This is a genomic window from Lutibacter maritimus (genome assembly GCF_900116115.1).
GTDB classification, from domain to species: Bacteria; Bacteroidota; Bacteroidia; order Flavobacteriales; family Flavobacteriaceae; genus Lutibacter; species Lutibacter maritimus.
On the sequence record NZ_FOZP01000007.1, the window covers coordinates 132,126 to 145,940 of the forward strand.

At 27.9% G+C, this 13,815-nt stretch carries 9 protein-coding genes; 4 read left to right on the forward strand and 5 right to left on the reverse strand.

Annotated elements, in window-relative coordinates; translation table 11 throughout:
• Positions 1 to 30 precede the first annotated feature (30 nt).
• The 3 genes from pfkA to BM335_RS12325 form a co-directional block, all read right to left on the reverse strand.
• The gene (pfkA, locus tag BM335_RS12315) at positions 31 to 1,005 is read right to left on the reverse strand and encodes a 6-phosphofructokinase (RefSeq protein WP_090228241.1); all 975 of its coding nucleotides are present in this window, start codon (positions 1,003 to 1,005) and stop codon (positions 31 to 33) included.
• 93 nt (positions 1,006 to 1,098) lie between these two features.
• Complete coding sequence (locus BM335_RS12320; RefSeq protein ID WP_090228245.1) at positions 1,099 to 2,001, reverse strand: sugar phosphate nucleotidyltransferase; 903 nt, start codon at positions 1,999 to 2,001, stop codon at positions 1,099 to 1,101.
• Positions 1,998 to 6,377 carry a translocation/assembly module TamB domain-containing protein gene (locus BM335_RS12325; protein WP_143102424.1) on the reverse strand — a complete coding sequence of 1,460 codons (4,380 nt, stop codon included), beginning with the start codon at positions 6,375 to 6,377 and terminating at the stop codon, positions 1,998 to 2,000. The genes BM335_RS12320 and BM335_RS12325 overlap by 4 nt, the downstream gene beginning before the upstream one ends.
• Before the next feature lie 142 nt (positions 6,378 to 6,519).
• Here BM335_RS12325 and tsaD point away from each other — a divergent pair, with 142 nt between their 5' ends.
• From tsaD to BM335_RS12345, 4 genes are all read left to right on the forward strand, one after another.
• Complete coding sequence (gene tsaD, locus BM335_RS12330) at positions 6,520 to 7,554, forward strand: tRNA (adenosine(37)-N6)-threonylcarbamoyltransferase complex transferase subunit TsaD (RefSeq protein ID WP_090228255.1); 1,035 nt, start codon at positions 6,520 to 6,522, stop codon at positions 7,552 to 7,554.
• A gap of 55 nt (positions 7,555 to 7,609) precedes the next feature.
• The gene (locus tag BM335_RS12335; RefSeq protein WP_090228258.1) at positions 7,610 to 8,020 is read left to right on the forward strand and encodes an HYC_CC_PP family protein; all 411 of its coding nucleotides are present in this window, start codon (positions 7,610 to 7,612) and stop codon (positions 8,018 to 8,020) included.
• A gap of 77 nt (positions 8,021 to 8,097) precedes the next feature.
• Positions 8,098 to 10,326: a TonB-dependent receptor gene (locus BM335_RS12340; RefSeq protein WP_090228263.1), complete on the forward strand. Its 2,229-nt coding sequence runs from the start codon at positions 8,098 to 8,100 to the stop codon at positions 10,324 to 10,326.
• Positions 10,327 to 10,336: 10 nt separating this feature from the next.
• On the forward strand, positions 10,337 to 10,693 hold the full coding sequence (locus BM335_RS12345) for a heavy-metal-associated domain-containing protein (RefSeq protein WP_090228568.1): 357 nt from the start codon (positions 10,337 to 10,339) through the stop codon (positions 10,691 to 10,693).
• 83 nt (positions 10,694 to 10,776) lie between these two features.
• Here BM335_RS12345 and BM335_RS12350 read toward each other — a convergent pair whose 3' ends face one another.
• Together BM335_RS12350 and BM335_RS12355 are read right to left on the reverse strand one after the other, a co-directional pair.
• Positions 10,777 to 12,048: a mechanosensitive ion channel family protein gene (locus tag BM335_RS12350; protein ID WP_090228270.1), complete on the reverse strand. Its 1,272-nt coding sequence runs from the start codon at positions 12,046 to 12,048 to the stop codon at positions 10,777 to 10,779.
• Between the two features lie 90 nt (positions 12,049 to 12,138).
• Positions 12,139 to 13,488 carry a dihydrolipoamide acetyltransferase family protein gene (locus BM335_RS12355; RefSeq protein WP_090228274.1) on the reverse strand — a complete coding sequence of 450 codons (1,350 nt, stop codon included), beginning with the start codon at positions 13,486 to 13,488 and terminating at the stop codon, positions 12,139 to 12,141.
• Positions 13,489 to 13,815: the final 327 nt, after the last annotated feature.

The window sequence follows — 13,815 nt, forward strand, 5'->3', positions numbered from 1 at the left end:
AGTGTAACTTTTGATATTATTAATAAATTATTAGATTGACATCATGTCACTAACTCTAATTAATTCTTTATTAATTGCATGATGACCTTTAACTGCCAATTCTAAATCTGTAGTTTCAACTTTATTATCAATTAAACCAACCATTAAATTTGATTTTCCATCTAATAATAGCTCTACAGCTTTCACACCCAATCTACTTGCTAAAACTCTATCAAAACAGCTTGGTGCTCCACCTCTTTGCATATGTCCTAAAACAGAAACTCTAACTTCATATTGTTTTAAGTTTTCTTCAACATAATTGGCTAATTCAAATACATTTTTTCCAATTTTATCTCCTTCAGCAATTACAACAATACTAGAAGATTTTCCTGAGCGCTTACTTCTTTTTAAAGATTCTAACAACCTTTCAAGTCCCATATCTTCTTCAGGAATTAAAATTTCTTCTGCTCCTGCTCCAACACCTGCATTTAGAGCTATAAAACCTGCATCTCTTCCCATAACCTCAACAAAAAACAACCTGTTATGAGAACTTGCTGTATCTCTAATTTTATCTATAGCCTGCACAACTGTATTTAATGCTGTATCATAACCAATGGTATAATTAGTTCCAAAAATATCATTATCTATGGTTCCGGGAACACCTATGCAAGGGAAACTATATTCTTCATTAAAAACCATTCCTCCAGTAAAAGTACCGTCTCCACCAATTAAAACAATTCCTTCAATTTCGGCATTTTTAAGGTTTTCGTATGCTTTTGCTCTGCCTTCTTTCGTCATAAATTCTTTTGACCTTGCAGATTTTAAAATTGTACCACCTCTATTAATAATATTGCTTACGCTTCTGGCATCTAACTTTATAAAATCTCCTTCAATTAAGCCTTGATAACCTCTATATATTCCAACGCATTCTACATTATAATATTTACAAGCTCTAACAACTGCTCTAATTGCTGCGTTCATTCCTGGAGCATCGCCACCAGAAGTCATAACTCCTATTTTTTTCATTTGTTTAGTTATTCATTAATGCACAAAAATAGCATAATTTTATTATAAAATTATTTTAAGATTGTTAGCTTTATAATAATATTTAGTAATATTTTACCATAGATTTTTAGGATACGTTCCGTTATCTTTTAATTTTTGAATTTCTGAAGTTACATATGCTTTGTCTTCTTTATAAGTAACACCAAACCATTTTGCGTCAGATTTTAACACTTCCATTGTGCTTAAGTTATTTACAATAAGATGGTTTACGACTGATGGAATAAAAAATTCTGCTTTTGGTTCTTTATAATTTTTCTCTAAAAATTCTTCAAATAAGGCGCTAGAAAGTTCAAAATATTTTGGTGTAAATCCGAAGAAATTCATTGCAACGGTTGTATTTTCTGAAATTGACACCATTTCACCTAATTCGTTTTTATACTTTAAAATTCCGTCTACTTTTTCTATTTGAGTTCTTTCGGTTAAACCAATTAAAAATCCATTTTCATCTACTTTACATTCGCCGCGAGAAACAAATCCATAATCAGAAATTGTGTTTTTTAATACATAGCCCATCATATTAAATTCATTTGATGTTGTTTCAATTTTATTTAAAGCTTCGGCCATTACTACATATGCTTCACGCCCATAAAAATCATCAGCATTAATTACCGCAAAATTTTCTTTTATAATGTCTTTTGTCATTAACAATGCATGACCAGTTCCCCAAGGTTTTTCTCGTTGGTTATCTTTGTATTTTTCAGGAATTTTATCTAATTCTTGAAAAACATATTCAACTTCAATTTTTCCTTTTAGTTTTTGGTTGAAAAAAGATTTAAAATCATCCTCAATACTTTTTCTAATAATAAATACAACTTTGCCAAAACCGGCTTGAATTGCATCATAAATAGAGAAATCTAAAATTGTATCGCCTTGTTCAGAAAAGGTATCTAATTGTTTTAATCCTCCATATCTACTTCCTACTCCAGCGGCTAAAATAACTAAGGTTGGTTTTTTCATTTTTTATTATTTTTATTTTTGAATTTTATTATTTTATTTTCAGTAATTATTGAATCTTGTTGCGCTTTATCTGGTATTGAATCTTCAGATTTTTTCTTTTTAAGTCCTAATTTTTCTAATAATTCTCTACCACTATCAAAATCTATTTGATATGTTAAACCTGCTCCTTGGGTATATCCTTCTTCTTCTTCTGTATATTGAATTTCATTTTGTCTGTTAAAAATGGATGACCTTAATGTTCCTTCTTCATTCATTAAAAACTCTACATTAACTTCACCAATAACATTGGTTTGTTCTTTTGAACCAATTGGCATACCCACTTTTCCGTTGATAATAATTTTATCGTTTAATTGGTAATCTAAAGCAATTGCTAATTGATCGTTTATATTTAAGTTGTCTACTTTATTTTTTTCTCCAACGGTATATACCGGTTTTAATTTAAATCTGTTATTACCTTGATTTAATATATTGTCAAAAACGTTGGATAACATATCAAAACTAGTCCCATATAAAGCTGCGTTACTGTTTACACTTAAATCGCTTTCATTATAAAAACTACCGGAAACTAATAATGATATAAAGTGAACAGTTTTACTATTTTTATCGTTACTATTTAATTTAAACGCTAACTCTGATGCTACTGTTGAACTTGAATTAGGTATTTCTATGTCAAAATCGCGTTGTGAATTAAACAACTCTCCTGAAAACCTTGTTATCAAATCTATTGGTATTTTTCTGTTTGCAACTATATTTTCCAATAAAGATTTTGGGTTTGCTGAAACTCTATAAACCGCTTCAATATTAATATCTGCAGTATATGGGTTTCCACTCCAAGATATGCTACCACCTTTTCTTACTGTAAAGGGTTTGTTTATAAAACCACCATATTTAAAATTATACACACCGTTATCAACAATAAAATCGCCATACATTTCAAACTTATCTTTGGTGTCTAAATCAATTTGTAAATTTCCTGTTCCGCTTCCTTTTATATAACTTCCTGTGGCTTTATCTAAAACCATTTCAACAACTGCATCTTTGGTAATTTCTAAATTAAAAAACATTGACAAGCCTTTTAATTTATCGGAAATAAACTTTCTCCTTATTTCCTCATTATTATCAGTTGTGTCTTTACTTATAAAACGAATTAATTGTGATGTTTCTACAGTTTTAACGTCGCTAATTGGAATTACAAAATGTGTTCCTTTTTTTGTTTTACCAACTACATCAATTGTTAATTTATCAGTTGGTCCATATATAAATGCATTTCCTTCTAAAAAGCCAGTTCCATAATACAATGAACTTTCTTTTTCTATGGTATTTAATACTAAAAGATTTTTGGTGTTAACACCTAAATCTAGTTTCCAATTATCAAAATTTGTGTGTTTAATTGTTCCTGTTAGTTTTCCTTTGGTGTTTTTTAAGTTATCTTTTATAGTAACATCATCAAACGTAAAGGTTTGATTAGATAATTCTACAATACTTGTTCCATCAAACTGATAATCAACATTTAAGAAAGGAAAATACATTCCAGCTTTATCTAAATAAAGTGTTCCGTTCATGTCCGGATTTTTCAGCAAACCTGTTAGGTTTACGTTTCCATATACAAAACCCCTAATATTTGTAAAAACATCTTCTCCTAACGGACTAAAAGCATCAAGTTTAAATTCTTCAAAATCTACAATTAAATCTAACGTTGGTTGTTTTGGTGTAAAATCTAAATCTCCTAATGCAGAAAAATTGATGTTTCCGTTTCTTTTTAATGAAATATCAACCAAATAATTTGTTACTGAATTTTTACCTTCAATATTTACTTTTAAATCACCTTGATGAGAATTGTTTACATAAAAATTTGCAATTGTTAAATCTGCTGAAGGCTTAATTTTATCGGCAATTTGTTTGTAATTTAATGTTCCATTTACAAGTCCTTTCAATTTTAAACTATCAATTTCAGGTGTAATACTTGATAGTTTTACATTTTTAAAAGTGAAATTTAAGTCTTTAGAAATGGTATCTTTCATAGTTCCAAAAATTTCAATTTTTTCATTGTTTGAAGTAATTAAAAACGGGCTAACATCATAGGTTTTTGTTTTATTATCAAACACTACTTTATTATCAAAGTTATTTTCTGGATTAATAATCCAGCTATTATTTTTAAACGTAAAGTTTGATTTTTGCAAACCAAAAACCGATTTATTTTCTTTATTAAATGTATGATAAAATGCTAAATTATATTGTTCTGTATTTTGTTTTCCTCCTTCAAATTCGGTTCTAAAATACAAAGTATCATTTAAGGTAATATTTACTAATTGAAGTTTGTTAATATTATAATATTTTGATTTAATATGATCAATTGAAAGTTGTGTATTAAAAAGTGGATTTTTGTTATCAATTTGAACATTTAAATCTTCAATAACAGTTTTATAAGCTTCTACTCTTGGCGATTTTATGTTTAGTTTAAATAAATTATCATCAGCACTAATATTTCCTCTTACCGATGAGTTTGCATCTAACACAATTTCTGGATAAAAAACTTCAACAATTTTGTTATAAACATTAAATCTAAAATCAAGATATTGACCCGCAGTAACTTTATATGGTTTGTAGTTAGAGTAAATACTACCAATTGAGTTTTGTGCTAATTTTCCTAATTCGGCAAATTTAAATTTTCCTTTAATTCTACCGGTAATTATTTCGGGTGAGTTAATTGTAATTGTTCTTGTACTGTCTTCAAATGTTGAATTGATATTAAAATCTTTGAAAAAGTAATCACCTTTTTGGTTGGTATATAATAAGTCTTTAAAATCTAAAGTACCTGCTAAATCATCAATAGAATTACCTTTTACGTTAATATTTATTTCGCCTTTTAAATTAGAAATACTATCACGTTTAAATAAGTTTATGGCGTTTAAATCGCAATAATCAACAATTGCTTTAAAGTCAAACGTATAAATTTTTGATGAAAAATCTGCTAAACCATTAAAATTCAATTTTATATTTTCATCATTTACTTCGGTTTCGCCATTAAAATGTTTATTTTTAATTACACCATTTATTTTAATATTATTGTATGCATAATTATTGTACTCATATTTAGAAATTATTCCTTTTACAGAAGTATTCATTTTTAGTAATGAAAATCCTACACCATCAACATCAACGGTAGTTGAAAATAATCCAATTAATGGATTATTTAATAATTCTCCTAACTGAAAATCAACCAACTCTATGTGTCCAATATAAGTAGCATCATCAATATTAACAACATTTGTTAGTTCTAAATCTGTAATAGCAACACCTAAATCACTTCTCAAAACTAATTTAGCATCAATTAAATTAGGGGTAATAAATGTTTTACCTTTTAAAGTAAATCTTCCTAGTTTTGAAAGTTCTGTTGGTAATTTGTTTTCTAAAATATTCGGAAGCAATTTTTTTAAATGATAATAATCTGAGGTTATATTTTCAATAGTTCCATCTAATGAAAAACCATTTTCCTGATTAAACACATTTTTAAAATTTATATCACCTTTAATAATTGCGCCATTATCAGATACTAAATCTAAATTATACGTTGTAAAATTATTAAGTGTTCCTGATATTTTTGTTGAAAAATGCAATTCATCATCTATTCCTAGTTCACTATAAAAATTTTTAAGATCAACTAAAGATATATTTGCTTTTTGAATATCAGCCTGTAACTTTACTTTATTATTAAAATCTGAAAAATCTTCTCTAACATAACTAAAAATAATATCGGCTTCTATAGAAGATGTTGCAGTTTCTATTAGCGAATTATTAAAACTCATTGCTGTTTTAGAGTACGAAAAATTACTTGTTAAATTTTCAACCTCAAGATTTCTATTTTCAATAAAATGAATATCTTTTAAATCGGCCGTTACGTTAGGTCCGTCAATTTTAAAATTTTTGGCACTTCCTTTTATTTTTTTGAAGAAAATAGGTTGATTATTGTCCGCATTATCGTCTACCACTTCAACATAACCTTCATTTAATTTTATTCTGGTTGAAGTTAACATAAACCCAGAAGGTTCATTGCTTACAGTACCATTATCAAATTTTTCAACAAAAATAGTTAAGGCATCATCAACTTCTCCTTTATACGTTTTTATATTTAAAATAAATTCATCTAAATAAATTTGACCAAATTGTGGCGTTCCATCAACCAATTTTTTAAAACTGATAATTGATGTTGATAAATCTTTAACAAAAATTAGCGTATCTGCATGATGATCTTTAATAAAAACATCTTTCAATTTTACATTTCCTAAAACCGATAAATCAACTTTTTTAACATTAATATCTACATTAAATTCCTTTCTTAAATAGTTAGTAGCTTTTTTTCCTAATGAAGTTTGCACAGCCGGAATAGTCAATAACACACTTACCACTGCTAATAAAACCAGTAGTACAAGTAAAATATTTACAACTATTTTTTTAATTCGTTTGATATGACCTAAATTTGCAAATTAACGGCAATTATTGTGCCTATATTTTATTAAAATGACTAAAAATAATCCAATTTATATTCTTGGAATTGAATCGTCTTGTGATGATACAAGTGCCGCTGTTTTATGCAACGGAAAAGTACTATCAAATGTTGTTGCTAACCAAGAAATTCACACTAAATATGGTGGTGTTGTTCCCGAATTAGCATCAAGAGCACATCAACAAAATATTGTTCCTGTAATTCAACAAGCAATTCAACAAGCAAATATCGACAAAAAAGATTTACATGCCATAGCTTTTACGCGCGGACCTGGATTAATGGGATCGCTTTTAGTTGGAACATCGTTTGCTAAGTCACTTTCAATGGCTTTAAATATTCCGTTAATAGCTGTAAATCATATGCAAGGACACGTTTTAGCGCATTTTATTGATGATGAAACACAGCAAAAACCTCCCTTCCCTTTTTTATGTTTAACTATTAGTGGTGGGCATACGCAAATTGTAAAAATCACCAATTACTTTACAATGGAAGTGATTGGTGAAACTACTGATGATGCTGTTGGAGAGGCTTATGATAAAACAGCAAAAATTTTAGGATTACCATATCCTGGTGGACCTTTAGTTGATAAATATGCGCAACTTGGCAATCCAAAAGCTTTTAAATTTACAAAGCCAAAAATGGACGGTTTAAATTTTAGTTTTAGTGGTTTAAAAACTGCTATTTTATATTTTATTCAGAAAAATGTAAAAGAAAATCCAAATTTTATTGAAGAAAACTTATACGATATCTGCGCATCAGTTCAATACACCATTGTAACTATTTTATTTGATAAAATAAAAAAAGCAGTAAAACAAACAGGAATTACACATATTGCAATTGCTGGTGGCGTTAGTGCAAATTCTGAAATACGAAAAACTTTAAAAGCAACTGAAGAAAAATATGGCTGGACTACTTATATTCCAAAATTTCAATACACTACAGATAATGCAGCAATGATTGCTATTGTTGGGCATTTAAAATATTTAGAAAAAGACTTTTCAGAAACAACAACAGTAGCAACAGCAAGATTAAAAGTTCAAGAAGGTTAAAAAATATTCTTATTTTTAAATTTTCTGTATTAAATCTAAATTGTATTTTAGCCTTATGAAAAATACTTTCAGAAAAACATCAGCAGTTGTATTAATAGCAGTTTTATTGTTATCTACAACTTCTTTTTCTGTATTCAAACATTTTTGCAATGGTAATATGATTACTATTTCAACTGAAAAAGTAGAAAGTTGCTGCGAATCTGAAATTACTATTAAACCCAATAACCTAAATTTTTCAGAACAAAATTGTTGTAAAAACGAAACAGTACAAAAAGATGTTTTACCTTTTGATTACACAAAAACTGTTAAAATAACTAAAAGTGAAACGTTATTTTTAACTTCATTTTACTTCAATTTTATTGAAAGTTTATCTGTTATAAAAACTAAAAATAATTTTTATAAAGATTTTTCTCCTCCAAAGCTTATTTTTAACAAACAAGTCCTTTTTCAATCATTCTTAATTTGATATAAAGTCTTTTTATAAAGAATCTTAACAGCCAGTATATTAGTATTGGCTCAATATCAATTATTAAGAAAATATAAATGAAAAAATATACGATAGTATTATTACTATTATTTCCCTTTGTAGTATTTAGTCAAAAAACAATTAAAGGAACTATTTTAGATACTAACAACTCACCTATTTTTGGTGCAAGTATTTATTGGAAAAACGCTAATATAGGAACAAATTCTGATGAAAAAGGTGAGTTTGAACTAAAATCACTGGAAAACAACAGCCAATTGATTGTTAGCTTTATAGGCTACAAAACACAAACTATTTTAGTAGAAAATTTAAAAAACATAAACATTGTTTTAGCGGCTGATAACCAACTTGAAGAAGTAAATATTCAAACCCGAACAAAAAGTTCTAACAGGCCAAGTTACCTTGTAAAAAATATTATTAATGTAAACAAAACAGAACTATTAAAAGCTGCTTGTTGCAATTTAGCGGAGAGTTTTGAAACCAATCCTTCAATAGACGTTAATTATTCTGATGCATTAACAGGCACAAAGCAAATTAAAATGTTAGGTTTATCCAGTCCATATATTCAAATTGTTCAAGAAAATATTCCTAATATAAGAGGAGCTGCACAAGCATTTGGACTCTCATTCACACCCGGAACTTGGGTAGAAAGTATACAAATTACCAAAGGTGCCGGAAGTGTTGTAAATGGATACGAAAGCATTACTGGACAAATTAACGCTGAATTAGTAAAGCCTTTAACTGATAAAAAACTATTTGTAAATGCTTTTAGCTCTTTTGATGGGAGGTATGAATTAAACACGCATTTTAATAAAATTTTAACCGATAAATGGAGCTCTGGATTGTATGTTCATGGGAATTTAAGAAATAATAAAATAGATGAAAACAACGATAGCTTTTTAGATGCTCCGCTATCTAGCCAAGTAAATATTATGAATAGATGGCAATATACAGACACTGAAAAAGGTTGGGTTAGCTTTTTTAGTCTTCGATATTTAACCGACAATAAACAAACTAGCCAAACAGATTTTAATCCCAACATTCATAAAAAAAGCACAACCTTTTGGGGTAGTGAAATTGAAACAGAAAGGTTTGAAACTTCAACAAAATTAGGATATGTTTTCCCTGAAATGCCTTATAAAAGTTTTGGGCTACAACTTGCTTTTAGCAATCATCATCAAAATTCTTATTTTGGATTAAAAGACTATAAAATTAAACATCAAAGCTTCTATGCTAATGTAATTTTTAACTCTATAATTTCTGACACAAGAAATAAAATTGTTACCGGATTAAATGCAACTTTTGATGATTTTGACGAATTGGTTTTAAATTTAAACTACTCTCGAAATGAAAAATCTGTTGGTGCCTTTTTTGAATACAATTATGATAATTTAGAAAATTTAAGTTTATCTGCCGGCATTAGAGTTGATTCTCATAATTTATTAAACACCTTTATTACTCCGCGGTTACACGTTAAATATAACGCTTGGGAAACTGGAACATTACGATTTTCAGCAGGAAGAGGAAAAAGAGGAGCATCTATATTTGCTGAAAACCAAAAATTATTTGGAACTAACAGAGCTTTAAATATTATAAACAACAATGGTGAATTTTATGGATTAAAACCCGAAATAGCTTGGAATTACGGAACTTCATTTAATCAAAAATTTATATTATTTAATAGAAGTGGTGACGTAACAATTGATTTTTACAAAACAATATTTAATGAACAAATTATTGCAGATTGGGAAAATCCATCAGAAATATTATTTTATAACGAATCAACAATTGGGAAAGCTGATAGTTTTCAAATTGAACTAAATTACAGCCCAATAACCCATTTTTCCATAAGAACTGCGTACAAATATCAAAATATTGCTAACAATTATATTTCTGGTGAAAAGCAAGTCCCGTTACAACCAAAAAACAGATTTTTTACAAATTTATTTTTTGAAACTCACCAAACACAAAAAGGAGGAAATTGGAAATTTGATTTTACATACAATTGGCAAAGTGAGCAAAGAATTCCTGACACAAGTATTTATAGTGAAAATTATCAATTACCACTTTACTCAGACAATCATAGCGCAATAAATGCTCAAATAACCAATGTTTTTTCACCTCGATTTGAATGGTATTTTGGTGGCGAAAATTTAACCAATGAAAAACAACAAATACCTGTGTTAGGAGCTAACAATCCTTTCGGAACAAATTTTGATACAAGCTTAGTATATTCTCCAGTAATTGGAGCAATGTATTATATAGGAATTAGATTTAATTTAGAATAAAATGTTTATTATGAAAAAACTATTATTAATTTTTGGAATTTTATTTATTGGAATTTCAATTCAAGCACAAGAAAAAAATAAAAATGCAAAAATTGCTTTTGATGTAAATGGCGTGTGTGAAATGTGCAAAGAACGCATTGAAAAAGCTGTTTTAAAAACAAAAGGAGTAAAATTTTGTAATTGGAGTATAGAAACGCATCAACTAACTGTAATTATGGATGAACGTAAAATTGATGAACTTACAATTCATAAAAATATTGCCGCAGTTGGTCACGACACCCAAAAAGTAAAAGCTACTGATGAAGCTTACAATAACTTACATGATTGTTGTAAATACGATAGAGTTAATCCTCAATTTGGGCATTAAATAATTCTCTGAATTTTTAAAATTTCAACTTATTTCATTTTCTAAAACGAAATTGTGTAGTTATAAAAAATGAAATAAGTTTTTTATTTTTTTGTTAAAATAGCAATATCTTTCCCTGTTGGCTCCTCAAAAATCTCTAAATTAAAATAAGGAACTGAAGCTATAATATGGTCAAAAATATCAGACATAATAGCTTCGTAATTTGCCCAATTTTTATCGCTGCTGAAACAATAAATTTCTAATGGAATACCTTTTGAAGTTGGTTCTAGCTGCCTAACCATTGCAAATAAATCTTTACTTACTGATGAATTTTGTTGCAAATAAGCATCAACATATTTTCTAAAAACTCCAAAATTTGTAAGATTTCTTCCATTAATTAGAACTGATTTATCAGCACCTGTTTTTTCATTATACAATTCAATTTCATGATATTTAGTTTTTAAATATGGCGATATCAATTGTATTTTTTTAAATTCTTCAATCTTTTCTGGAGTTAAAAATTGAATTGTGTTTTGTTTGATAAAAACAGCTCTTTTTATTCTTCGCCCACCAGATTCCTGCATTCCTCTCCAGTTTTGAAAAGAATCAGAAATTAAACTATAGGTTGGTATTGTTGTGTAGGTATTGTCCCAATTTTGTACCCGAACAGTAGCTAAATTTATATCTGTAACTGTTCCATCAGCACCAAATTTATTGTAGGTAATCCAATCTCCAATTCTCACAATATCATTAACAGATACTTGAATTGATGCTACAAAACCTAATATTGTATCTTTAAAAATTAATAATATCACAGCTGAAGCTGCCCCCAATGTTGCAAAACTTAAAACATCTTTTCCTGTTAGTTGATATACTATAAAAATGATAGCAATTCCCCATAAAAATATCATAACAACTTGCACATAACTTTCTAAAGGTTTATCCATAAACCTTTCTTTTGTGCGTAAATATTTTTGTGTAGATCGTAAAAAACTTCTAATAATTTTTACAATTAATATAATTCCATAAATATTAATTATAATTTCAAATGCATTTAACAAAAAAGGAAAATCTTTAAAAATAAGCGGAACAATTAACTTTAATAAAAAAAATGGAATTACATGACCAATATATCTTGGAAATTTACTTTGAACTAAAAAATCATCAAAAGTAGTTTTTGTTTTTATTGAAAATATATAAAAAGCTTTTACCACAATTTTGCGTAAAATTCTATCAAAAAAATAAGCTATAATTACAACAACAGTAAAGGTTACAATTAAGTTAATTAATGCTGCCCAAAATTCAGGCATGCCTTTGTCTAATAAAATTTCTTTTAAAAAATTGGTATACTTTATAATTAATGAATTTTCAAACATAATTTTAAATTTTGTATTAAAGTAGATAAAAATATATTTAAAAAAAGAGGCTTTAAATAAGCCTCTTTTTTAATATTTTAAAATGTAAATTTAAAATTCTGCATTTACATCCCAGGCTTCTAATGTTTCTTTTATAGCTTTTATAAACATGCCTCCTAAAGCACCATTTACAACTCTGTGATCATAAGAATGTGAAATAAACATTTTATGCCTAATCCCTATAAAATCTCCTTCTGGTGTTTCAATAACTGCTGGAACTTTTCTTACAGCACCTAACGCTAAAATTGCAACTTGTGGTTGATTAATTATTGGTGTTCCAAAAACACTTCCAAAACTACCAACATTAGTAACTGTATATGTTCCTCCTTGAATTTCATCAGGTTTTAATTGACCTTTTCTTGCTCTTTCTGCCAAATCATTTACGGCTCTGGTAATACCTACTAAATTCAATTGATCGGCATTTTTTATAACTGGCACAATTAAATTTCCATCAGCTAATGCAGCTGCCATTCCTAAATTTATTGCTTTTTTCTTAATAATTTTATCTCCAGCAACCGAAATATTAATCATTGGAAATTGCTTAATTGCTTTTGCTACAGCTTGCATAAATATTGGAGTATATGTAATTTTTTCACCTTCACGTGCCAAAAACTGATCTTTAACGCGATCTCTCCATTTTACAATATTAGTAACATCAACTTCAATAAAAGATTGTACATGGGCAGATGTTTGTACCGACTCTATCATATGATGTGCAATTAACTTGCCCATTCTGCTCATTTCAATAATTTCATCATCTCCATTAACAGAAACTGTAGCAACAACATTTTTAGTCTCAGCTTTAGTTTCAATATTAACTGCTTTAGTGGCTACTTTTTCAACCTTTGGCTCTTCAATTTTTGGTGTTATTTCTTTCTTCTCCGAAACTGAAGATTTTCTACCATTATTTATATAGTCTAAAATATCATTTTTAGTAACTCTATTATCAGTGCCTGTACCTGTAATTGTTTCTAATTCTTCCATTGAAATTCCTTCAGTAGTAGCAATGTTTCTAACTAAAGGCGAAAAGAATTTTCCAGAAGCTGAAGTTTTTTCAATAGTTGTAGATTGTACAATTTCCTGAACATTTTTTTCAATTTCATCAGCGTTTTTTTCTACTTCTTTTGAAATACTTTTTTCTTCAATTTCAGTACCTTTATTTGAAGTTTCAATAATTGCTATAGTTTCACCAACCTTTACCACTGCATCATTTTCATACAAAACTTCAACTAAAGTGCCTTCAACTTCACTTGGCACCTCTGAATCCACTTTATCTGTAGCAATTTCAACAATCGCTTCATCTAATTCAATAGTATCTCCAACTGATTTTAACCACGAAGTTATAGTTGCCTCCGCAACGCTTTCGCCCATTTTAGGAAGTTTTACTTCAAATCTTGCCATCTTTTGATTTTTTTTAGAACTGCAAATTTACAAAAAATATATAGTCAATAGAATAATTGAATATATTAAATATATTTTCTCTACATATCATTATTTACCACATTCATAAAATACAATGTTTACATTATATATAAATTACATAAATTTAAAATATAAAAGCATAATATTTTATATATCACAAAAAAATAATTGAGTAAACTTTACAATCAAATTATTTTAAAACAAATTGTAACTATTATTACTTAAGTCTGTAACAAAATACGCTTAATATTTTGTTAAAATTAATTTTAACGGTTCTAAATAACAGTTAAATACCTGATTTTCTGT

What these genes read in the sequence shown, in the direction of transcription:
- pfkA (WP_090228241.1), bottom strand. Translation starts at nt 1,005, where the DNA reads ATGAAAAAAATAGGAGTTATGACTTCTGGTGGCGATGCTCCAGGAATG.
- BM335_RS12320 (WP_090228245.1), bottom strand. Translation starts at nt 2,001, where the DNA reads ATGAAAAAACCAACCTTAGTTATTTTAGCCGCTGGAGTAGGAAGTAGA.
- tsaD (WP_090228255.1), top strand. Translation starts at nt 6,520, where the DNA reads ATGACTAAAAATAATCCAATTTATATTCTTGGAATTGAATCGTCTTGT.
- BM335_RS12350 (WP_090228270.1), bottom strand. Translation starts at nt 12,048, where the DNA reads ATGTTTGAAAATTCATTAATTATAAAGTATACCAATTTTTTAAAAGAA.
- BM335_RS12335 (WP_090228258.1), top strand. Translation starts at nt 7,610, where the DNA reads ATGAAAAATACTTTCAGAAAAACATCAGCAGTTGTATTAATAGCAGTT.
- BM335_RS12340 (WP_090228263.1), top strand. Translation starts at nt 8,098, where the DNA reads ATGAAAAAATATACGATAGTATTATTACTATTATTTCCCTTTGTAGTA.
- BM335_RS12345 (WP_090228568.1), top strand. Translation starts at nt 10,337, where the DNA reads ATGAAAAAACTATTATTAATTTTTGGAATTTTATTTATTGGAATTTCA.
- BM335_RS12355 (WP_090228274.1), bottom strand. Translation starts at nt 13,488, where the DNA reads ATGGCAAGATTTGAAGTAAAACTTCCTAAAATGGGCGAAAGCGTTGCG.